The sequence below is a fragment of the Vibrio sp. RW genome, assembly GCF_027587105.1.
GTDB lineage: Bacteria > Pseudomonadota > Gammaproteobacteria > Enterobacterales > Vibrionaceae > Vibrio > Vibrio toranzoniae.
In genome coordinates this window covers 1-24,207 of sequence record NZ_JAPPTM010000008.1, presented here as the reverse complement: position 1 = coordinate 24,207, position 24,207 = coordinate 1, and the positions used below count along the sequence as shown (strand labels likewise).

Here is a 24,207-nt window from a genome sequence, read left to right as displayed (position 1 = left end):
CTAGCATTCAGTATTTAACTGTCCATAAAAGCATACTAACGTTACATAACTACAGCACGCTCTGTAGATGTATAGCCTTAGGTTATGGTATCGCCTGAACAGTATCAATTTGCGGGTTGTAGGAATTTGTAACACTGAACTACACTGGGGTCATCAATTTTTATCAAAGTAGAAATTTATGGAAATCTGCCATCTCTCTGATCTTCATTTGGAATTTGGTCCAATGGAGTTCCCGCAAACTGACGCAGATGTCGTCGTACTTAGTGGAGACATTCACCTCGGCACTAAAGGAATTGATTGGGCGGCACAATTTGATGTGCCTGTTGTGTATGTCCTAGGTAATCATGAGGCCTATGGAGCTTCATCGCTAGAGCTATTGATAGAAGAATGTAGGAGCAGAGCTGAACGTTATTCCAACGTATACTTTCTTGAAAATGATAGCGTTGTAATCAATGGTGTTAGATTTCATGGGTGTACTTTGTGGACTGATTTCGAACTTTATGAGACCCCTAAAGATTCTATGAAATTAGCTCGTTCAGGCTTGAATGACTATCGAAAAATTCAATATCATGGAAAGCCATTTTCACCATTGGATGCGAGAGAACTTCACCAAACATCTAGGCATTTCCTTTACGAATCAATAAGTCAAGCCAAAGAGGATGTCAATGTTGTCGTTACCCACCACCTTCCATCTAGAGAAGGAATACAACTTGAATACTTGGGCAGCCCACTTAGTCCTGCATTTGCCTCCCAATGCGATGAATTTTCAGATCTTGCTGACAAAATTGCAGTCTGGTTTTACGGACACAACCATGATTGTATGGAATTTTCTGATTTCAATATTAAATTCCATACAAACCAGCGTGGATACGTTGGCTATGAAGAAGTTTCGAGCTTCGATCCATCACACAAAATTTTAATTTCCTTATGATGTGTGTTACCCGTACTTGTCCATAACCTTCATGGACTGAATTTTCACTTTTGTGTGATCACCAAGCAATTCTGTCGTACCTTAAGAACCAAGCGACCTTGTCATTACGTTAACTACCACAACCAGATTACCTTCCAGCCTCTCTGCGTATGAATCACATCTGCCTATCAATGCAACCTTCCTTGACCGATCTTTACTTACGTTTAATTTTTGTTGATTAGCAGTGAGATGAGCCTAACAACACTCACTCTTAAGTATGTAAGGAATCTAAATAAAAACATTAAAATACAATGATATACAAATTAAATTCAGTTTTAGATGCTCATATTCTAGCTTTAATCAACGTTCAATATTTTCTGGTTAGTAGTCAAACCAAACATTCATGCCTCTACTCAACTCACCCTTACTCACAATTACGTTCTAATAAAAAAACCTTTAAATACAATAAAATACAGTTTATCACGTCGAATATCCCATCTGTAGTCGTGCTTTAATCAACGTTCAAGGTTTGTTAGCTAATAATCAAACCAAACATCGATGTAATCTCATCACTAATTATGCACAAAAACAGGACACCTTTTAGCAAGCTACCAACTGACAGAGAGCCTCTCTTATGTAACGTTGTCCATTGATGGACAACTGTGGACAACGCGGCAATGATCACCTGAAATTTGCATTAGGCTGCTCTGGATTAGGGTTGAGTGGGGAGTTATGATCGGAATTAGCATTAAATTTGAAGTTCTGATCAGCATTAGCATCAAAACCGATCGGAATTAGCATTAAATTAAACCGAGGCTTCCCTAGAGCATGCTCTTTCTCACTCTTCATTGTGGGTGAGCTCATGTGCCAGCAAGTACGTCAGCTAGTTATTTTCATGAGCCTGCTTATTTCACCCTCTTCTCCAAGGCTTTGGTTTACAGTGCCCCCAACTACTCACTAAAGCGTTTAAGTAGCTTAAGTGACAGCCATTAGGGACATGCTCTTCTATTTCCTAAGGAGCGAACTCATCAACCGAGAACTTTGTTACCCCGTGGTTGCTTCACTCATAAAACACTCACTTCTGCTGTTTAGTTTGTAATGGTTCGTTTAGTTGCTCAATCGTAATTCCGTACTGAGTTGCGTTGTACAACCAAGTGTGGAATTGTTCTAAAAGCTGGTTGTTTTCAGCCTCAAGCCGCTCAATGGTTCGCTCTCGTTTTGCCAACTGGTCAGCCGCAGCCTTCAAACTAGATGGCAGATGCCTATTACGAGCAGCAACTGCTTTAGGAGAATTACCAGAAACAAGCGCCTTTACCTCGGTAAATGCATTCTTTATACGAGGCTGCTTTTGTAATGTTTGCCGCGTGGTAGTGAGCCTATAATCATGTGCCACCGCCTCTACCAACCTATCCCATGTAAGTTTTGCGTCCGTAGGCCAGTCATCCAGAAGATCACAAACGTTACTAATATCAGTGTCTGTTAAGTGTTTAGCCACAACAATTAATCCTCAAAAAAATCCATATCATCCATATCATCCAAAGCCTCAAATAGTTCATCATCATTGGTTGACTGTAGATTACTCTCAACACCAATAATTTCATCAACCGTGACCGCAACCTTCTGGTTCGCCTTGATTCGTTGGAAGTTTTCGATCTTTGGTAAGCGCTTTTTACCATTAGCATCCATTGCTCGATCCAGTTGAGTCACATCCTCAATATTAAGGAGCTTAATAAGGGAGCCATCTTCGATGTTTGGGTCTTCCATCATGGTAAGTAGTTGCTCACAGCGCTCTGTCGTCAGTTTCCTACGCTCATAAAACTGTAAAGCGCCCTGAACACCATCATCAACTGCTTTTTTGTCCATCCTGAGTAGCTTTCTTTCATCTTTCAGTCGCTGACGAATCCGATCACACTTGCCATCATCACCTTTTACACAAACCTGCTGATCACAGTTAATACAATCGCGATATTTCGTGCAAGGCTCAGCCATGTACGAGGTAACACACATGCCAAATTCATTCGTATGTGCTGTTAAAGCAGCCTTAGTGTTCAGCTCTTGCAGCGTTCGGGGGGTCGCAACCTGCACCTGAATTTGCGTAATACCCGAGGCTTGGTTGACCATAAGCCCTCGTGAGACAAGATCTGCCTCATGGTCATCAATGAAGTCAGCACCATACTCCTCTGGAGTCGTGTGGTCATAATAACGGTTGTGTCGAGGGTCACTACGCATCGCCCACTTCGCCCTTTGCTCACCATCCATACCATTCACTGCTGCCATGGTATCCAGCATGTGACGTATTTGATGAGAGGTAATGGTCAAATCACCGTGCCCCCAACGCTGAAAAATTGAAAACGAACCTGTGGATAGCTCTCCTGTTGTCCTGTTCTTCTTTTTTGTTGGCGCAAGATCTTCGTTTAACGTATCAATGGTGGGGATGAACAACTCGGTAGAAATATTTGACTTGACACTGTCCAAGCAATTAGAAAACCCAGCATACAAAGCGTCTGACCACTTAACTTGTACATATCCATTACCGTTATCAAATGATATGTAGGGAAATCCTTCTGGAAGTGCTTTTCGAAGGATTACATTCAAATCTCGGAGCGTAACCAAGTAGTCTTTTCGCTCTACTCCTTTACGCTTTAAGAACTGGTTTCTGGCCGTCTGCCATTTTTTGCGATTTTGTACATCAGAAAGGTCGCCATAACTTGATAAATCAAGCCCAAGTGCCATTGCAGCCTCATCCATTGTCAGACGCTGGTCTTCAGGCACGTCAGGACAAAGTTCGTACCGAGGAAAATCCGAAGTATCCTCAAGTATTTTTGCAAACGTTCGTGCAGGCTTTGACAGCTTTCGTAAACGCTCAACAGCAGTATCGACAACACCGTACATACACGTGGGTATCCACTTATGTGCATGGCCAAACTCCTTACCTGAATACCACTTTATCCCCTTAATTTGGATGGTTGCAGCAAGGTCTAGCTCTTCATCATCGAACTCCTGAGAGTCTTCGGTGATATTGCCTGATTCATTAAGTACAGCACTCTCAGCACCCTCTAAAACGATATCATTCTCTTTTTGGAATTTTAGGATTTTTTTCACATCATCTTTAGTGAAGCCATCCATTTTAAGCACTTCCCAGACTTTCAATTCATCTGTGTGAATAGGGTCAGAAAGTAAATATAGCGGCTCTGAACCACGGTTGGGAGCTGCCAGCAACAAGGTCATCGTAGACGCAGTGAAAATATCCCTAGGGCTTAAGTCTTCTACTTTTTGTGCATTAACGGAAGCCAGCGCCAACAGTGCATCCTCGTCAGGCATTTTTTCTTGTCTTCTCTTGTCAGCATCATCACCCGTGGCATTGTCAGCAGGTTTTTTAAGTCCACTTTTCCACGTAAATGGCTTCAGTAATTTGTACTCAATCAAGAACTTGAGGAAGTTGTTTAAACCACGTCCAGCCTGATAAGCAGCCAAGGCACTCAAGGACTCTTTTGCAACTCGTTGAGCGTCATCGAAGACTTTTGCAGTAAGTTTAGTGGTTTCAAAATCGGCCCCTTTGTGTAACCGCTGCCAACCGGCATTGATTGCGCGTAAGGCCTTAAATTTATTATCAATGCCTGCTTTGGTTCCCCCACCATAAGTAATGTAGGATTTTGCAAAGGGAATTAAAGATTCATCTAACAATTCATCTGGATTTTTTTGCCGACTATGGGCACCAAAAATGGTGAAGTTACCTACATTGGGCCAGTAGTTTTCATCATAAACATACTTGTCGTTGAGTGGTGCTATGTGACGTCCGAATTCAATAAAATCGGCTTGGTTCTTCGTATGTTCAAGCTCATGCTTAGGCTTAAAAATCAATATATCAGCCATTCTTATGCTCCCTACATAGCTGAATCACTTGGCATACCGCTAAGATTGCACGGTCATTTATTGAGACGATTTGCATGTCACCATTTGTGACCGATTTTAGCCGCTCTCGCTCTTCAACTAACCATTCAAGAATGAGGTGATGTGGAGCATTTGCCCAAGGACGAAACTTAGGGCATAGATAACAAGCAATAGGGGCATAGTCTTGGCAAAAACTACTTGAACCACAAGAGCCGACATCACAATTTTTTTCACGGCAAGGAATGCGTGCTGCCCCTTTATTTTCTATATTGGCTTCACCTTCATCGTCAACCAACTTTCCAGCAAAGGCAGATGCGAACCGAGCCAACGGTTGGTTCATAATTTTTGAAATATAAACCGCATGTTCAGGCGTGTTAGCAACATATGCGTGAGCGTTTTGTGTATCAGAATGGTCAAGTAGGTTGGCTATAGTAAGGATACCAGCCCCCTCCCTTGCAGCCCTAGTGCCCAAGGTGTAGCGAAAACGGTAGCCTGTTGACTTTAAAGGCTCGCCAGTTCGTTCGCTGATAATTTTCAGCTTTTTGACTGCACTATTTAGCTTGTTAGTTAGGTTGGTTCTTTTAATGTGTGGTAACTCAGACTTCAAATAATCCAACAAGGAATCTGGAGGAATTGATTGAATTTCCTCAACGGTGCCAACGTCGACAAACAAAGGTAGCTCACCTTTTTCTTCAGGCTTCATCTTTCGTCCGAGAGCACCTTCCACCTTGGCCGTCTGCTCTTTTATATGTAACTCAACGACCTGTGCAAACGAATTCGCTAAAGCATAAGGCTTTAGAACACTACGGAACTTCCCTCCACGAATCTTTGCTCTAGGAATCAGAACTATATACGTTGAAGCACCCGTATATTTAGACGAATAAGAGTAGTCTTTGCATTTAATTGATGCAATTTGGGTTGGACGACGGCCTGACGCTTTAAACATTGAGAGACAAGCATACTCATCAGTTTTCAACTTACCTTCGGCATACCGATGAGCAGCATGTAAACCGATAGCCTCAAACTCTAAATCACTGAATGGCCCAGTTTCAGGGTCGAGAGTAAGTACAGCCTCCCCTTTAGCATTACCTCCTAAGGTCCATTGCTCTGTTAGCTTAAACACAGCGTCATCGATATGCTTATCCAAACCTAAGAATCGCATCTGACGGATCATTCCCCTTACAATTGATACCTTGTACCAGTCCTTCTTGGGGACTTTATTTTTAAACGATGCAAAACCCATTTCAGTTAAATCACTTTCGCCAGTAAGGTATTGATACAACTGCAAAGACTTTACGATATTATTAGTATGATCGGCAGATAATGTCTCTGCATAAAACACCAAGGTTTCCCGAATATCCTCTTGCAATGGTTGTATAAAAGAGTCCAAGAACTCAACTAAAACAGTCACATCCCGATTGAGAATCCACGTATCTGAAAGGTAATCAAACTCAAAGCCATTGTGTGACATCGATGCTGTTACCTTACTATCGTTAGCAAAGTCAAAGTTGACATAATCGTGATTCAAATTACTGTTCCCTTTTACTGACCAAAATCTTCGTCATATTGACCGACGATTGAATTTATAGTGGTTGAATCTTCTTCTTGAAGCTCTAAGGCCATGTTCATTGCACGTTTGTCGTGATGGCGCTTTGAGTAACCTTTTGCGCTCTTTGAACCTTCGCTCCAACCCATCAGTTTTTGTCTGTCGGATTCTGACTTCGCTTCCGTTGTTTTCCCTTCGGCAATACGTTTATCCGCAAACTTGCTGAATTTATCATTCCATGTGTGTCGTGCCCCATGAGGATGCACCCTAAATCCAACCACTTCAGAAATCTCACGAAAAACCTTGTTTACCTGAGACATGGATAAAGCGGCATTGGTTAGTGTTTTATGGTTATGGGTAACAAACAAATACTCGATGTATTCAGATCCAGTGGCATTAGGGCGATGATGGATAAGGTATTCTTCGTACATATCTCTTAAGCGATTATCCATTGGTACGAAGCGCCCCATCGTCTTCCCTTCAGGTCTATGTTTACGAGCATCGCTGTAGTCAGTTTGTGAGCGGATCATCACGAAGTAGCGACCGTCTTTTGGGCGCTTCCTGATGTCAGATGGGTGGTTGTCCGTTTTCACTCTAATCTTGAGCAGTTCTCCACGCCGACAACCAATAGCAAAAAACATGTTTACGATGAGCTGGTTGCGATATCGGACAGATTCCGACTTCCACGGATTTTCTGATGAGTCAGGACGAACAACATCAAGGACTCGCAGTTCTTCCACTGGTTCTAGAGAGCGCCAATCTCCCCAATCAAGAGCTTCATCGCTGGTGCCAAATTTGTTTCCTCTGATTTTTTTCAGCTCAAACTCAGCAGTGGAGTCTTTAGAAGGGAACAATTCTTCTTCGAGCCAGCCAATAAACTGCGCAAAAACAGTCAATCGTGTGTATGTCGTTTGCGGTGAGATATCTCCCTCTGGATTAATGACTACCTTTGCTCTCGCCGTTTCAACTTTCTTTAGGTTAATTGGAGCAACATTAGAAGATTTATGTCTAGTCGCCATTTCTCGAAATGATGCCACTCTGAGACTTGAGTGTTTTTTTATTTTCTCAAACTCTTTACTTGTCAGGAAATCACCGATCTTACATCGTTCAATCAGGTCAATCTTTTCAAACTGACAAATTTCCTCCAGAAAACAAAGATGCTCAAAAGCGCGATGGCAGGTGTTACTTGCTTTAGATTGATTTCTGTAGTGCAAGGTGACAAAGAGATTATGGTAAGGCAACGGCATACCATCCTCACCTAATAGAATTGAGTAGTTTTCTCCACTCGTCATTTGAAATACTTTTGTCTTCATCTTGTCCTTACCCTTAGCAAAACTTAACAAAAATTCTAGGTAACCCCAAAGCTAAAAACAAGCATAAAAAAAGTTTACAGAAGTTGCAACACTCACTGTAAACTTTTTCTCTCAAACCCTTGTTACATTTGACTTAAACCACCAAACTTAACAAAACTAGATCTCAGGTAATCCTCAGAATGGGATGTCATCATCAAAATCCATTGGCGGCTCATTGTATTGAGGTTGAGCCTGCTGAGGAGCTTGCTGGGGTGCTTTAGGCTGCTGTTGAGCAGGAGCACTGTACTGTTGTTGTGATTGCTGCTGTTGTTGTGGCTGCTGTGGTTGACCCCAACCACCTTGCTGTTGGTTACCCATACCACCTTGAGCAGGAGCACCGCCTTGAGCACGGCCACCAAGCATTTGCATGACACCGTTGAACCCTTGAACAACCACTTCAGTCGTGTAGCGATCTTGACCGCTTTGATCTTGCCATTTACGAGTCTGAAGTTGACCTTCAATGTAAACTTGAGACCCTTTACGTAGGTATTCACCAGCAACTTCCGCCAGCTTTCCAAACAGAGCAACACGGTGCCATTCTGTTTTTTCACGCTGTTCGCCAGTTGCTTTGTCACGCCATGACTCTGACGTTGCAATGGTAATGTTCGCTACAGCACTGCCACTTGGCATGTAACGAATTTCAGGGTCATTACCTAGGTTACCCACTAATATAACTTTGTTAACTCCACGGCTAGCCATGATTTGCTCCGTCTAAATTCATAGTATCAGAAATTTTTAGCGCACAAGAATAGCATGCTTTTCTGCAGTGATAAATCGCATTCCTATTCTCACGCGACAACAAAGAATAAAAACGTAACAAATCATGATATTCAGAGCGATGTTGCTTTTTTCTCCACTTACAAACCACTCATTTACTTTTAGAATTGATATTCAACGCAAGACACAACGATGTCGCTAGAGAAGCCTATCCGTGCATGACAACGTGAAATCTCATTCCATTAATACAAGGTATTTCAATGAGAAAATCTCGATATGCTCGCACTTTACACTTTCTGTGCATCGATCCCAGCGACACTCACCTACACATAAAAGCGGTAGAAAAGCATTTGTCTATTCCTCTCTACAAAATGACAACGGACGATTTGATGCTAGTAGATAGGAAACAGAGCAACCGTATCCTACTCGTCGATTACAAAGCGGTGCCACAATTACTTGCTGTATTCCCTAACTTGTACGTTATATGGAAAAATAATGAGATCATTTTATTTAATGTTCCGCAACAGCTTCCTACCTCGGAACTCCTTAACTATGGCGTACTAAAAGGGTTATTTTATGATTCCGAGAAAAAAATCAAAATAGCAAAAGGGCTTCGAGAGGTCATTGATGGTGATAACTGGTTACCGAGAAAGGTAACAAACCAACTGCTATTTTATTACCGCAACATGGTCAACACCAACACGACACCCACGAATGTCGATTTAACCATCCGAGAGATCCAAGTTATTCGCTGTCTTCAATCAGGTTCATCAAACACTCAGATAGCCGATGATTTATTTATTAGCGAGTTCACCGTCAAATCTCATCTCTATCAGATATTTCGCAAGTTAGCGGTTAAAAATAGAGTCCAAGCAATTGCTTGGGCAAATCAGAACTTACTTGCATAATGAAGCGAGCACTTAAACTGATGATAATTTAGAGGTAAATTCTAGTAAACCATACGTTTTGTTGCTGAATTGCATACAGAACTTATGCTAGAGTTGCCCTCATAAATATCAACTACTCAAGTTGAATTAATAATTATTATTATAGATAAAGGGTCTTACCATGATCAAAAAGTGCCTTTTCCCGGCAGCTGGCTACGGTACACGTTTTTTACCTGCAACTAAGTCAATGCCGAAAGAGATGATGCCTGTAGTAAACAAACCTCTGATTGAATACGGTGTTGAAGAAGCGATCGAAGCGGGTATGGATGGAATGTGTATTGTTACCGGCCGTGGTAAGCATTCATTGATGGATCACTTTGACAAGAACTACGAGCTTGAACACCAAATTAGTGGTACCAATAAAGAAGATCTGCTGATCAATATTCGTGAGACAATTGAAGCTGCAAACTTCACGTATATTCGCCAACGTGAAATGAAAGGCCTCGGTCACGCTATATTGACCGGTCGCGAACTCGTTGGTGATGAACCATTTGCAGTTGTGCTTGCCGATGACCTTTGTGTCAATGAGCAACAAGGCGTGTTGGCTCAAATGGTTGCTTTATACAAGCAATTCCGCTGCTCAATTGTTGCAGTACAAGAAGTTCCAGAAGAAGAGACACACAAATACGGTGTGATCTCTGGTGAAATGATTAAAGACGATCTATTCCGTGTCGATGACATGGTAGAAAAGCCAGAAAAAGGAACGGCGCCAAGTAACCTAGCGATCATTGGCCGCTATATTCTCACTCCAGATATCTTTGAGTTAATCGAACAAACAGAACCAGGTAAAGGCGGCGAGATTCAAATTACCGACGCATTGCTAAAACAAGCAAAAGCGGGTTGTGTATTGGCTTACAAATTTAAAGGTCAACGTTTTGACTGCGGCAGCGTTGAAGGCTACATAGAAGCAACCAACTACTGCTTTGAGAACCTATACAAGAAAGACCAGAAGCAAATCGAGTTAGGTAAACACTCAACAAAGAAAGAAGCATAACTACTGGTGTAATACATAGCGTTTCGAATTGTAAAAGGGTGACTCTTTGAGTCACCCTTTTTGTTTACTGTTTTTTTATCCAGTAAAACTTTGCACAAATCTCACTCTATGTAATACTTTAGCCACTGAAAATTACACGGTCTATTGAGATGGATAAAATAGAAATAAGGGGCGCTCGTACGCACAACCTAAAAGACGTCAACCTAACCATTCCTCGTGACAAATTAATTGTTATCACAGGACTATCAGGGTCGGGAAAATCGTCACTTGCGTTTGACACCCTTTATGCAGAAGGACAACGTCGTTATGTTGAATCCCTGTCAGCTTACGCTCGTCAGTTTCTTTCTCTTATGGAAAAGCCCGATGTCGATCACATCGAAGGGTTATCTCCAGCCATCTCAATAGAGCAAAAATCGACCTCTCACAATCCTCGTTCCACTGTTGGCACCATTACTGAAGTGTATGACTACCTCAGATTACTTTATGCACGAGTTGGTGAACCACGCTGTCCTGACCACAACACGCCTCTAGCAGCACAAACCATCAGTCAAATGGTCGATAAAGTGTTGGATCTCCCTGAAGGTTCAAAGATGATGCTAATGGCACCTATCGTCAAAGAGCGTAAAGGTGAGCATGTAAAAACATTGGAAAATCTAGCAGCTCAAGGTTTTATCCGTGCTCGAATTGATGGTGAAACTTGTGATTTATCCGATCCGCCCACCCTTGAGCTTCATAAAAAGCACACTATTGAAGTCGTGGTAGATAGATTCAAAGTTCGTCCAGACCTTCAGCAACGTTTAGCGGAATCATTTGAGACAACACTAGAGCTTTCTGGTGGCATTGCCGTGGTTGGTTGGATGGATGACCAAGAACAAGAAGAGATCGTGTTCTCTGCAAACTTTGCTTGCCCTAAGTGTGGCTACAGTATGCAAGAGCTTGAGCCGCGTCTATTTTCATTTAACAACCCTGCCGGTGCATGTGGCACTTGTGATGGCCTTGGCATTCAACAATACTTTGACCCAAGCCGAGTGATTTTAGATGAAAACCTAAGCATTGCAGAAGGCGCAATTAAAGGTTGGGATCAAAAGAATTATTACTATTTTCAGATGCTAACATCACTATCAGAACATTATGGTTTTGATCTTTATGCACCGTTTAATTCCCTTCCTAAAAAGACTCAAGAGATCATTCTTAAAGGCTCTGGCCGCACAGAAGTGGAATTCAAATACATCAATGATCGTGGTGATATTCGAGTCAAGCGTCATCCATTTGAAGGTATCCTTAATACTTTAGAGCGTCGTTATCATGACACCGAGTCTAGCGCGGTGCGTGAAGACTTAGCGAAATACATTTCGACCAAGTCTTGCTCTAGTTGTAGTGGAACTCGCTTGAGGCTAGAAGCTAGAAATGTATTTATTGGTGACACGACATTGCCAGAGATCGTTGAGCTCAGTATTGCCGACGCATTGCAATTTTTCCAAACCTTGTCGCTCAGCGGTCAGCGTGGACAGATCGCCGAAAAGGTGATGAAAGAAATCAATGACCGCCTGCACTTCTTAGTTAACGTTGGTTTGAATTATCTCAACCTATCGCGTAGTGCTGAAACGCTATCAGGTGGCGAAGCACAACGAATTCGCTTAGCAAGTCAAATAGGTGCGGGCTTAGTTGGCGTGATGTATGTACTCGATGAACCGTCTATCGGCCTCCACCAGCGCGACAACGAACGCCTCCTTCAAACCTTAGTACATCTGAGAGACTTAGGTAATACCGTACTTGTCGTTGAGCACGATGAAGATGCTATCCGTTGTGCCGACCATGTGATCGATATCGGCCCAGGTGCCGGTGTTCATGGTGGTCACGTGGTTGCCGAAGGTACTATGCAAGATATCATCGACAATCCGAATTCTTTAACAGGCCAATACCTAAGCGGCGTTAAAGAAATTGCCGTACCAAAAGAAAGAACGCCAATCGATAGAAAGAAAGTCGTAGAGATCATAGGCGCAACAGGTAACAACCTGAAAAATATCACCGCCACCATTCCGGTAGGCTTATTTAGCTGTATTACAGGGGTATCTGGTTCAGGTAAATCGACACTGATCAACGATACCTTCTTTAAAGTCGCTCACACCCTACTCAATGGTGCAACCACAGCGGTAGCTGCGCCACATAAGAAAATTAAAGGGTTAGAACACTTTGATAAGGTGATCGATATTGACCAAAGCCCTATCGGTCGTACGCCAAGATCAAACCCGGCGACCTACACTGGAATCTTCACTCCAATTCGGGAGTTGTTCGCAGGCACTCAAGAATCACGCTCTCGTGGTTATAAGCCGGGGCGATTCAGCTTTAACGTTCGAGGTGGACGCTGCGAAGCATGTCAGGGCGATGGTGTTATTAAGGTAGAAATGCACTTCTTACCGGATGTCTATGTACCGTGTGATGTATGTAAAGGTAAGCGCTATAACCGTGAAACGTTAGAAGTTCGTTACAAGGGTAAAACCATTGACGAGGTTCTGGAGATGACGGTTGAGGATGCTCGCGAGTTCTTTAATCCAGTGCCAGTGATTGCGCGTAAACTGCAAACGCTAATGGATGTGGGTCTTTCTTACATTCGCTTGGGTCAAGCAGCAACCACCTTATCAGGCGGTGAAGCACAGCGAGTTAAATTAGCGCGTGAGCTGTCTAAACGCGATACAGGGAAAACCTTATACATCTTGGATGAACCGACAACAGGGCTGCATTTCCACGATATTCAGCAGCTGTTAACGGTACTGCATAGACTGCGTGATCACGGTAATACTGTTGTGGTGATTGAGCATAACCTTGACGTAATCAAAACCGCAGATTGGATCTTAGACTTAGGTCCAGAAGGTGGTCAAGGCGGTGGTGAAATCGTTGCAGAAGGTACACCTGAAGATGTGGCGTTAGTCGAAAGTTCGCATACTGCCCACTTCCTTAAGCCTATGTTAAATTTAAACTAGGTGTAAAATAGCCCCCAACGAACAGACATAAAAATGTTAAAGTAACAGAGCTTGTTTCATAAGGAACAAGCTCTGTTTTTATAAGGTTAGGGATCTATGGCAACAATACATACTAGCGGCACCCAGCTAGAAAATCAGATAAACCAGCTACCGCTAAACAAAGCATTTATTGCTTCTTTAGCTGTCGTATTCTTGTTGGCCATGCACTTTTTCATGCCTAACCCTGGTGGTTCAGGCCTTGCTTTATCCTTTAACCCAACCACTTGGTTAGCTCTTAGCTTCACGCTAGCCATTGGTTTTTACCAACTCGCTACAAACCGAGTACTCAAGTATTCCAAATTAACGATTGGCTTTTTGATAAGCTGTATCATACTCACGCTACCAATTTTATACAGCAATGCCGCTCCTCAAGGGGCATCAGGGCGTTTACTTGGATTATGGGCAGGCTTTGCCTTATTCGTAGTGCTTCAGCAATTCAAATTCAGCAATGAGCATAAGCAGCGCATGCTGTGGTTCATTGTGTTAGCCACCGTCCTACAAGCCTTATTTGGGTATGTGCAATATTTTTTATTAGAACCAGGCAACCTGTTTGGTTATAACACTGCGACCAATAGACCTTACGGGATCTTCCAACAACCCAACGTTATGGCCAGCTTCCTAGCAACTGGTTTTGTACTTTCCGCTTATCTGTTAGCCAGGCAGCCGGCTAAATATAATCATAAAATTAGCAAGTCGATTCTACTGTATTTGACCCCTACCTTAACCGTGCCGTTATTGATTATCATCGCATCACGTACTGGTTGGTTAGCTGCTGTAATAGGGTTTATATGTATTCTGCCTTATCTCTACAAATTCTCGACTAAGAAGCGGTTTTACGGTTGGTGTGGATCGGTTTTGGTCGGTATCGTTGTCGCTTTTTCAGTGATTAACCTCAGTGCCACTGATAGTTTAGCGAGTAAAAGAACTCACTTAGAAAGTCCACGAGCTTATACCTTCCCACAAGCACTGGACATGATGGTAGAAAAGCCCTTTACAGGTTATGGCTACGGAAAGTTCGAATCCGAATATACGCTGTATACCGCTCGCCAGCACCAACTCAACTCAAATTACCATCCAGGCCTTCCTTCGATGGACCACCCGCACAATGAAATTCTGTATTGGGGCGTTGAAGGTGGAATTGTTCCGATCCTTGGGCTCTTAATGGCCGCGGCATTGGTGGTGTTACGCATCATGAGTGCGGCGAAAGGTACGCGTCTAGCACTGTTCGCACTGTTCATTCCGATATTGTTACACTCACAGCTTGAATACCCTTTTTATCATTCCGCTATTCACTGGATCACTTTCATTATTTTGATTTACTGGATCGACCAACGATCTTCCCGACACTACTACCAACAGCCGTTTAGTCTCATCAGTAAAACTCTATTTAGAGTGTCGAGTTTGGTGATACCAATCTTGGTAAGCTTTTATATGTTGAGTGCGTTGCACACCAACTATGTACTGACTAAGTTCGAACTGTCTAAGCCTAAAAATCCTGATATCCTCAAACAAGTGACAAATCCTGTGGTGTGGAAGGATCGATATGACTGGGATATATACAGTACTTATCTAAACATTGGTCTCTACAAAGCCGAGCCGAGCCTTATTCAGCCTTATATCGATTGGTCGTTAGAAATCATCCAGAGTAAGCCAAGACCGGCTTTCTATAGCAACCTAATTCTGGCGTATCAAGGGATTGGGGAGGAAAGTAAAGCTGAGCAGATTCGTAGCGAAGCAAAGTTCTTATTTCCAAATAGAGATTTCTCAAAGGTACATTATAAGAAAATTTCAGAAGCTAAAAATAACATCTCTTCTGCTCAATGATTTCAAAGTACCTAAAACCAATGTCATGGATTGAGGTTTAGGCGACACAAAAAAAGCGCACGTGCTATCGTGCGCTTTTTTAATCCATATAGAGAAAGGTTATTTTAATACCAATCACAGTAAGTAGATGGTCATAAATAGCGTAGGAAAAAGCTTGAGAACAAGACAGAGATTTTCGATAAGTAGTTATTCTACAATCAAAATTTCTAACGATGTTATCGAGTATTTTAACAAGCTAGGATGACCAGTTAATTACTACGATTGGTATAAGACATCTTGGAGCGCTTTTAAGCATAAGGCGACGTTCTCTTTTCGAGCACCATAACCCATCAGACCAATACGCCAAGCCTTACCAGCCAATGAACCAAGCCCCGCACCAATCTCAAGATTATATTCTTCCAACAACTGTGTCCTTACCTTAGCTTCATCAATCCCTTCAGGGAAATAAAGTGTATTAAGTTGCGGCAAGCGGCTCTCTTCATCAACGACGAACTTGAGTCCTAATGCTTCAACACCCTCTTTCAACTCTTGATGCATCGCATGGTGACGAGACCACGCATTATCTAAGCCTTCATTTTTCAATAGTACAAGAGACTCATGTAGCGCATAAAGACTGTTTACAGGTGCAGTATGGTGATAGCTACGCTTCCCTTCGCCACTCCAATAGCCTAATACTAAGCTCTGGTCTAGGAACCAACTTTGTACGGGAGCTTGACGAGCTTTCATTTTATCAACGGCACGCTGAGAGAAAGTCACCGGAGATAGCCCTGGCACACAAGACAGACACTTTTGGCTGCCAGAATAAACCGCATCAAGCTGCCACTCATCAACCAACAATGGCACGCCGCCCAGTGATGTCACCGCATCCACAATCGACAATGCATCAAACTGACGAGCTACTGCGGAAATAGCTTGAGCATCCGATAACGCTCCGGTTGATGTCTCTGCATGCACAAATGCTACCGCCACCGCGTCTGGATTTTCCGATAGTGCTTTTTCTACCTTATCGACAGAAACCGGCTTGCCCCATTCATCATCAACAAGGATCGCTTCGCCACCACAACGTACAACATTCTCGCGCATACGCTCACCGAAGACACCGTTACGGCAAACAATGACTTTCTCACCAGGCTCAATCAAGTTAACAAAACAGGTTTCCATGCCCGCACTGCCCGGTGCAGAAACGGCAATCGTAAATTCATTCTCCGTTTGGAAAGCATACTTAAGAAGTTGTTTAAGCTCATCCATCATCGCAATAAACAACGGGTCTAGATGACCAATTGTCGGACGGCTCAAAGCCTGTAGCACTTGAGGCGATATATCAGAAGGCCCTGGCCCCATTAACGTTCGGTGTGGCGGATAAAAGCTATCGATAGCAGTATTGAGTGTTAAATTAGACATGTACATCCCTTACGTTAATGGTGTGAACATTCCACCCTAAAGCAAATCGATAACCTCAGCAATTAGCCATAAGTATTGAGGTCAAACCACTGTCACATAATTGTTAAAATTATTTTTCAATTACCTCCAGTTACAGATTGACATTGTTATCGCAAACACGTTCAATGAAATGGCTATCTAGCAGAAGAGGAGCACTGCCCAGGCAGATGTTTTGTGGAACCGCATTTCCAATACAAAACATTTATGGGGAGCAGTGCCGAGATAATAAAAGCATGCCGGACTTTTATTATCGGTTGAGCGGGCTGAATCCCGTCAACTGTCGCCATTTCTATATGGTGAGGAGCTTCTGAGGTTACTATTCTAATAATTCCTCTCTTTTTGCTCTAAATACTCTCTTCGAAAAACATCGGACGTTGGATTACCCAACCGTAATTTTATTTTAGGAAGTCGTGGGAGATATATCGTGAGTGCATCTAATGTAGCTGGTTCTTTTAATGTCGCTAAGTTTGGTGGCACAAGTGTTGCTAACTTTGAAGCAATGAGCCGTTGTGCTGCCATTATTGAAAACAACTCAAATACAAAACTGGTCGTAAGCAGTGCATGCTCTGGCGTGACTAACTTGCTGGTAGAACTCGCAAATGGAGTTCAAGACAAAGCTCGTCGCCAGCAATTGATGACGCAATTAGCTGATATCCATAATGCCATTCTTGACCAACTCGCCGACCCAATCAGTATTGAAAAGGATATACACTGCATTCTTGGTGATATTGCAAACGCAGCCGAAGCGGCATCTTTCCAAACGAGTGCCAAGTTAACCGATCACCTTGTTGCGTGTGGTGAATTGATGTCGACACATATCCTGACTCAGATTATCTGCGAACGTGGCACACCAGCGGTTCGCTTTGATATTCGAGAAGTCATGCGCACCAATCATGAATTTGGTAAAGCCGAGCCACAACTCGAAGATATTGCAGACTTAGCACAACAGAAACTGATTCCACTTTGCCAACAACAAGTTGTCGTTACTCAAGGTTTTATCGGTGCTGATAGCGAAGGCAATACCACGACTTTAGGCCGCGGTGGCAGTGATTATTCAGCAGCACTCATTGCAGAATCTGTACAAGCGATTGGTTTAGAGATCTGGACTGATGTTCCGGGCATCTACACCACAGACCCTCGTATTGCACCTAAAGCTGCACCTATCCCGGAGATCAGCTTCAGTGAAGCATCGGAAATGGCAAACTTTGGTGCGAAGATATTACACCCTTCGACTCTAGTACCTGCATTGCGCCACCAAATCCCAGTATTTGTTGGCTCATCAAAAGCACCCGAGCTCGGTGGTACTTGGATTCGTCAGCAGGTAGAAAGCTCTCCTCTATTCAGAGCCCTTGCCCTACGCTGCAACCAAACCATGGTGACGCTGCGTAGCGCCAATATGTTCCATGCTTACGGTTTCCTTGCGAAAGTGTTCGAGATCCTTGCTAAACATAAGATCTCCGTCGATCTAATCACCACATCAGAGATCAGCGTTTCACTTACGCTGGATCAAACAGATACATCAGGTGGTGCTCCTGAATTACCAGAAGCAGCGCGTATTGAGCTTGAAGAACTGTGTTCTGTCGATATTGAGCACGACCTGTGCCTTGTTGCTCTTATTGGTAACAACATGAGTGAAAGCAAAGGGTATGCGAAACAGGTATTCGGCACGCTAGAAGATTTCAACCTGCGTATGATTTGCTACGGTGCAAGCCCTCACAACTTGTGCTTCCTGCTGAATGAGTCTGTTTCTAAGCTAGCGATTCAGAAACTTCATCAAGAGCTATTTGAATAGACAGTCCGTTTATCATCGACTGATAGATGACTAAATCACAAATACAAAAAGGGTTGCTAATAAGCAACCCTTTCTCTTTTTACTTTACGAATCAAAACTCGTCATAGATTAGAAGCTAGTTAATGTTTGGACCTAACCACTTCTCAGCTTCCAACATATCCCAACCTTTCCGATCGGCATAGCTCTCCACCTGATCTTGTTGAATCTGTGCAATTGCAAAGTATCGAGCATCAGGATGTGAAAAGTACATACCAGACACAGAAGCACCAGGCCACATCGCATAGCTCGACGTTAAGGACATATCAATCGCGTTCTCAATATCCATTAACTCCCACAACGTACCTTTCTCGGTATGTTCAGGGCAAGCAGGGTAACCTGGAGCAGGACGAATACCTTGGTATTTCTCTCGAATCAAATCGTCATTAGACAAATCCTCATCTGGCGAGTAACCCCAAATGTCCTTTCTCACCTCTTTGTGAAGATACTCAGCGAACGCCTCAGCCAATCGGTCTGCAATGGCTTGAATCATGATTGCATTGTAATCATCGCCATTGGCTTTGTATTCATCAGCCAATTCACGTTCACCAATACCGCCAGTTACCGCAAAACCGCCAATCCAGTCCGCTTTACCGCTTTCTTTTGGCGCAATGTAATCAGACAAGCAGTAGTTAAAGCCTTTTGGTTTCTCTGTTTGTTGACGAAGATTATGCAGAACCTTTAACACCTCAGTACGAGATTCATCGGTATACACCTCAATATCATCGCCAACACTGTTGGCAGGGAACATTGTACACATGCCACGCGCTTCAAGTAGCTTTTCTTTCTCCACGCGGTCTAACAGATCGTTCGCATCTTTGAATAAACGTTTCGCTTCTTCGCCCACTTCCTCATGCTCAAGAATCGCAGGGTACTTACCAACTAAAGACCACGTCATGAAGAATGGTGTCCAGTCGATGTAGTTACGTAACGTAGCCACGTCGAAGTCATTGAATATGTGTACTCCCGGCTTAGCCGGTGCCGGTGGTGTATAAGCATCCCAATCAATGGCCACTTTATTGGCACGGGCTTTTTCAAGCGTGACAGGCTTAGTACGAGGCTTCTTACGATTATGTTGATCACAAACGCGATCATAATCGATATCCAACTTCTCGACGAAAGCAGGTTTCAATTCATCAGAAAGTAGTGAGGTACACACACCCACAGCACGAGAGGCGTTGTTTACATAAACCACTGGCTCAGAATAGTTCTGTTCAATCTTAACCGCAGTGTGCGCTTTAGAGGTGGTTGCGCCACCAATCAATAGAGGAAGCTTAAAGCCTTGTCTCTCCATCTCTTTGGCTACGTGTACCATTTCATCAAGAGATGGCGTGATCAAACCAGATAAGCCGATAATGTCGACGTTCTCTTCTTTAGCGACCTTTAGAATCTTTTCACAAGAAACCATCACACCTAAGTCGATAATTTCGTAGTTGTTACACTGCAAAACCACGCCAACGATATTCTTACCGATATCGTGTACGTCGCCTTTAACGGTCGCTAACAAAATCTTACCGTTAGTCGCGCCCACTTCTTTGGATGCATTGATGAACGGTTCTAAGTGTGCAACAGCCTGCTTCATTACACGCGCAGACTTAACTACCTGTGGTAAGAACATCTTACCTTCACCAAATAGGTCACCTACAACGTTCATGCCGTCCATTAGAGGGCCTTCAATCACTTCAATAGGACGAGAAGCATTAACGCGAGCTTCTTCGGTATCTTCAATAATAAAGTCGGTAATACCTTTTACCAAAGAGTGCTCTAATCGCTTCTCTACAGGCCAAGTTCGCCATTCTAAAGCTGACTTATCTTCAACTTTACCCACGGCTCGCTCTAGGTACTCGGTTGCCATATCAAGCAAACGTTCGGTCGAATCATCACGACGGTTCAGTACAACATCTTCAACAGCATCACGCAGATCTTCTGGAACGTTATCGTAAATTTCTAACTGACCAGCGTTTACGATGCCCATATCCATGCCATTCTTAAAACAGTGATATAGGAATACTGCGTGGATTGCCTCACGAACGTAATTGTTGCCACGGAATGAGAACGACACGTTCGACACGCCACCAGAGATCATCGCATGAGGGAGGTCACGCTTGATATCGCCTACCGCTTCAATGAAATCGACCGCGTAGTTGTTATGCTCATCAATACCCGTCGCCACTGCGAAGATGTTCGGGTCAAAAATAATGTCTTCAGGTGGGAAACCCACTTCATCAACAAGAATGTTGTAAGCGTTAGTACAGATCTCGACTTTACGCTCTCGAGTATCGGCTTGGCCAACTTCATCAAAAGCCATCACGATTACTGCTGCACCATAGCGGCGAACCAATTTAGCTTGCTCGACAAACTTCGCTTTGCCTTCTTTCAAGGAGATAGAGTTAACAATACCTTTACCCTGAATACATTTCAGGCCAGCTTCGATCACTTCCCACTTGGAAGAGTCGACCATGACAGGTACTTTCGAGATCTCTGGTTCAGAAGCACATAGGTTCAGGAATTTAACCATGCACGCCTCTGCGTCTAGCATCCCTTCATCCATGTTGATATCGATGATTTGTGCACCGTTTTCTACTTGTTCTCGAGCAACACTCAACGCTTCATCGTAAAGCTCATCTTTGATCAAACGTTTGAAGCGTGCAGAACCAGTAACATTAGTACGTTCACCCACGTTTACAAATAAAGACTCTTTCGTGATTGTCAGAGGTTCCAAACCGGATAAGCGACACGACACAGGTAGGTCAGGCAACTGACGCGGTGTTACCCCCTCTACAGCCTCTGCCATCTGGCGAATATGTTCGGGCGTGGTACCACAACAGCCACCAATTAAGTTCAAGAAGCCACTTTCCGCCCACTCCTTAACATGTTCTGCCATATCTTCTGGTGAAAGATCATACTCACCAAAGGCATTAGGTAAACCAGCGTTAGGGTGAGCAGAAACATAGCTCTCAGAGATACGAGACATCTCGCTGACATATTCTCGTAGTTCATCCGGGCCCAATGCACAGTTCAAACCAAATGAAATAGGCTTAACATGGCGAAGGGCGTTGTAGAAGGCTTCCGTCGTTTGTCCTGAAAGCGTTCGGCCTGATGCATCCGTTATGGTTCCGGAAATCATCACAGGAAGCGTGATGCCGACTTCTTCAAAAACAGATTCAACAGCAAAAGAACAGGCTTTAGCGTTTAACGTATCGAAGATGGTTTCGATAAGAATAAGATCTGAGCCGCCTTTGATAAGAGCACGAGTCGATTCAGAGTAAGCTTCAACAAGTTCATCAAAGCTAACATTACGGTAACCGGGGTCATTCACATCCGGGGAGATAGAACAAGTTCGGTTGGTTGGACCTAGTACACCCGCGACAAAACGAGGTTTTTCTGGGGTTTTTGCTGTCCATTTATCAGCGGCTTCACGAGCCAGCTTAGCAGCAGCAAAGTTAATCTCTTCACTAAGACCTTCCATATCGTAGTCAGCCATAGCGATGGTTGTAGCATTAAAGGTATTGGTCTCAAGGATATCCGCCCCTGCTTCCAGATATTTTTCATGGATATCTTTGATAAGATTAGGCTGCGTAAGTACCAATAGGTCGTTGTTGCCTTTTAAATCACTATGCCATTCAGCGAAACGTTTACCACGATAGTCGTGTTCTTCCAATTTATAGTCCTGAATCATGGTACCCATGCCACCATCAATCAGTAAAATTCGTTGCTTCAACAAAGCTTCAATCTTTTGCCTTACATTACTTCCCACGGTACAACCTCATTCCTTTAATTATCTCTCCATCCTATCACACATTAAAAAGGAGTCTAGACGTCTAAAACAGGTAATTGATTACCGACTAATAACAAAAAGTGTTTGCTATTTGAGCATGAGACAACGAAAATTCACGTTTATACTTTGTTACATATTGGAATCCCAATGTCGGTTTACTACACCTTATGTTTCTTGTCTGCAGCAGCCATGCTGATTGCTTTCGTCAATAGTAAAATTGGTAAAATGCAGACAACTATCGCCATTACTGCTGGCTCAATGATTTTATCTCTATTAATTATCATTGCAGGACAAAATAATTGGTTCCAATTGGCTGACATCGCCTCAGAAACCGTTGCCAGTATCAACTTTGAAGACTTCCTACTCAAAGGAATACTAGGCTTCTTACTTTTTGCTGGCGGTTTGGGGATTAAATTACCGAATCTAAAAGACCAGAAGTGGGAAATAACAGTCCTCGCACTTGGTGCTACGCTATTTTCAACATTCTTTATCGGCTTTGTGCTCTATGGATTCTGTCAATTCATCGGTATTCAATTTGACCTGATTTATTGCTTACTCTTTGGCTCTTTAATCTCTCCAACCGATCCAATAGCAGTGTTAGCGATAGTAAAGAAACTTGACGCTCCAAGACGAATCTCGACTCAAATCGAGGGAGAATCTCTATTTAATGATGGCTTTGGCTTAGTCATCTTCGTAACTCTATTTACCATCGCATTCGGCACAGAAGCGCCAACGGTAGGTAGCGTAACCATGCTATTTGTCCAAGAAGCTATTGGCGGTATCGTCTATGGCTTTGCTTTAGGTTTACTGTTCCATTACCTAATCAGCAATACCGATGATCACTCAATGGAATTACTGCTAACGCTCGGCATACCAACTGCGGGCTATGCCTTCGCAGAGGTCCTACACGTATCGGGGCCATTAGCAATGGTAGTCTCTGGAATCATGATAGGAAACTGGACAAGGTTCATTGGCTTTTCAAAAGAGAGTGAGGATCATTTAGACCATTTCTGGGAGCTGATAGATGAATTCTTAAACGGCGTATTATTCTTATTAATTGGTATGTCGATGTTGCTATTTAAGTTCCATCAAGAGGATTGGATCTTAATGGCATTCGCTGTCCCCCTCGTATTAAGCGCTCGCTACCTAAGTGTTTTCTTATCCTATGTCGGATTTAAACGCTTTAGAACTTATAACCCATGGTCAATTAACATTCTCACTTGGGGTGGCCTTCGTGGTGGCTTGGCTCTAGCAATGGCACTTTCAATCCCTTCTGGTATTTGGGTAGTTGAAGAGAAGCTCATCGATGTAAAAGAGATCATACTCGTCATGACCTATGCCGTTGTTGTGTTCTCTATTCTAGTTCAAGGCTCAACCATTACTCCAATGATAGAGAAGGCGAAACAAGCTGAGAAAGAGCTAGATTAACATCTAAAAATATGAAATCAGGCTGCCTAATTTAGGTGGCCTTTTTTGTGCCTGCTAAAAACTAACCACTCCAAGCTTTTCCACAATCAAAACAAAATATATGTGTAAAAGCTCAAGATGAAAGATGTACAGGGATGATAAGAACAATCAAAGGCGCCTATGTGGGCTAAACGCTAGAAATCCCAACACGCGCTGTTTTGGTAAGTCGGGGAATCCGCTGCTCTACTAATGACATGTTTCAGCATCAAAAAGTAAAAAAGGCTCCAGCATTTCTGCTAGAACCTTAGATATGGCAGGGGTGGAGAGATTCGAGTTCCCAACACGCGCTGTTTTGGTTAATCGAGGGAATCCGCTGATTTACTAATGACATCTTTCAGCACCAAAAAGTAAAAAAGGCTCCAGCATTTCTGCTAGAGCCTTAGATATGGCAGGGGTGGAGAGATTCGAACTCCCAACACGCGCTGTTTTGGTTAGTCAGGGAATCCGCTGCTCTGTAATGACATGTTTCAAAACCAAAAAGTAAAAAGGCTCC

14 protein-coding genes and 1 riboswitch are annotated in these 24,207 nt (G+C 43.2%); of the genes, 7 read left to right on the top strand and 7 right to left on the bottom strand.

Annotated features, from left to right (window positions below; translation table 11 throughout):
- The first annotated feature begins 178 nt into the window (after window positions 1-178).
- Entirely contained in the window at window positions 179-931 is a 753-nt protein-coding gene (locus OCT63_RS09210; RefSeq protein ID WP_102392707.1) for a metallophosphoesterase, read from the top strand.
- Window positions 932-1,985: 1,054 nt separating this feature from the next.
- On the opposite strand, the gene OCT63_RS09205 is transcribed toward OCT63_RS09210, so the two are convergent.
- The 5 genes from OCT63_RS09205 to OCT63_RS09185 form a co-directional block, all read right to left on the bottom strand.
- Window positions 1,986-2,405 carry a hypothetical protein gene (locus tag OCT63_RS09205; RefSeq protein ID WP_102384658.1) on the bottom strand — a complete coding sequence of 140 codons (420 nt, stop codon included), beginning with the start codon at window positions 2,403-2,405 and terminating at the stop codon, window positions 1,986-1,988.
- Window positions 2,406-2,410: 5 nt separating this feature from the next.
- A complete protein-coding gene (locus OCT63_RS09200; RefSeq protein WP_269983624.1) occupies window positions 2,411-4,783 on the bottom strand; it encodes an integrase in 2,373 nt (790 codons plus the stop codon).
- On the bottom strand, window positions 4,776-6,329 hold the full coding sequence (locus tag OCT63_RS09195; protein ID WP_269983623.1) for a site-specific integrase: 1,554 nt from the start codon (window positions 6,327-6,329) through the stop codon (window positions 4,776-4,778). The genes OCT63_RS09200 and OCT63_RS09195 overlap by 8 nt, the downstream gene beginning before the upstream one ends.
- Before the next feature lie 14 nt (window positions 6,330-6,343).
- Entirely contained in the window at window positions 6,344-7,660 is a 1,317-nt protein-coding gene (locus tag OCT63_RS09190; RefSeq protein WP_102384661.1) for a tyrosine-type recombinase/integrase, read from the bottom strand.
- Window positions 7,661-7,834: 174 nt separating this feature from the next.
- Window positions 7,835-8,398, bottom strand: coding sequence for a single-stranded DNA-binding protein (locus OCT63_RS09185; RefSeq protein ID WP_017055929.1), 564 nt, complete (start codon window positions 8,396-8,398; stop codon window positions 7,835-7,837).
- Window positions 8,399-8,676: 278 nt separating this feature from the next.
- Here OCT63_RS09185 and OCT63_RS09180 point away from each other — a divergent pair, with 278 nt between their 5' ends.
- From OCT63_RS09180 to OCT63_RS09165, 4 genes are all read left to right on the top strand, one after another.
- On the top strand, window positions 8,677-9,324 hold the full coding sequence (locus OCT63_RS09180) for a LuxR C-terminal-related transcriptional regulator (RefSeq protein ID WP_060467072.1): 648 nt from the start codon (window positions 8,677-8,679) through the stop codon (window positions 9,322-9,324).
- Between the two features lie 160 nt (window positions 9,325-9,484).
- Window positions 9,485-10,357, top strand: a complete 873-nt coding sequence (gene galU / locus OCT63_RS09175; protein ID WP_077679908.1) for a UTP--glucose-1-phosphate uridylyltransferase GalU — start codon at window positions 9,485-9,487, stop codon at window positions 10,355-10,357.
- Window positions 10,358-10,506: 149 nt separating this feature from the next.
- Window positions 10,507-13,338, top strand: a complete 2,832-nt coding sequence (uvrA, locus tag OCT63_RS09170) for an excinuclease ABC subunit UvrA (RefSeq protein WP_161688078.1) — start codon at window positions 10,507-10,509, stop codon at window positions 13,336-13,338.
- A 96-nt stretch (window positions 13,339-13,434) separates the two neighbouring features.
- Complete coding sequence (locus OCT63_RS09165; protein ID WP_269983622.1) at window positions 13,435-15,201, top strand: PglL family O-oligosaccharyltransferase; 1,767 nt, start codon at window positions 13,435-13,437, stop codon at window positions 15,199-15,201.
- A 255-nt stretch (window positions 15,202-15,456) separates the two neighbouring features.
- Here the strand turns inward: OCT63_RS09165 and OCT63_RS09160 are convergent, their stop codons facing one another.
- Complete coding sequence (locus OCT63_RS09160) at window positions 15,457-16,602, bottom strand: pyridoxal-phosphate-dependent aminotransferase family protein (RefSeq protein ID WP_161749921.1); 1,146 nt, start codon at window positions 16,600-16,602, stop codon at window positions 15,457-15,459.
- A 176-nt stretch (window positions 16,603-16,778) separates the two neighbouring features.
- Window positions 16,779-16,956, top strand: a riboswitch (Lysine riboswitch).
- Between the two features lie 109 nt (window positions 16,957-17,065).
- On the opposite strand from OCT63_RS09160, the gene lysC reads away from it, so the two are divergent.
- Window positions 17,066-18,433, top strand: a complete 1,368-nt coding sequence (lysC, locus tag OCT63_RS09155) for a lysine-sensitive aspartokinase 3 (RefSeq protein ID WP_161672694.1) — start codon at window positions 17,066-17,068, stop codon at window positions 18,431-18,433.
- 115 nt (window positions 18,434-18,548) lie between these two features.
- Here the strand turns inward: lysC and metH are convergent, their stop codons facing one another.
- Entirely contained in the window at window positions 18,549-22,226 is a 3,678-nt protein-coding gene (gene metH / locus OCT63_RS09150) for a methionine synthase (RefSeq protein ID WP_269983621.1), read from the bottom strand.
- Window positions 22,227-22,394: 168 nt separating this feature from the next.
- On the opposite strand from metH, the gene OCT63_RS09145 reads away from it, so the two are divergent.
- Window positions 22,395-23,675, top strand: a complete 1,281-nt coding sequence (locus tag OCT63_RS09145; RefSeq protein WP_060467065.1) for a cation:proton antiporter — start codon at window positions 22,395-22,397, stop codon at window positions 23,673-23,675.
- The last annotated feature ends 532 nt before the right edge of the window (window positions 23,676-24,207 follow it).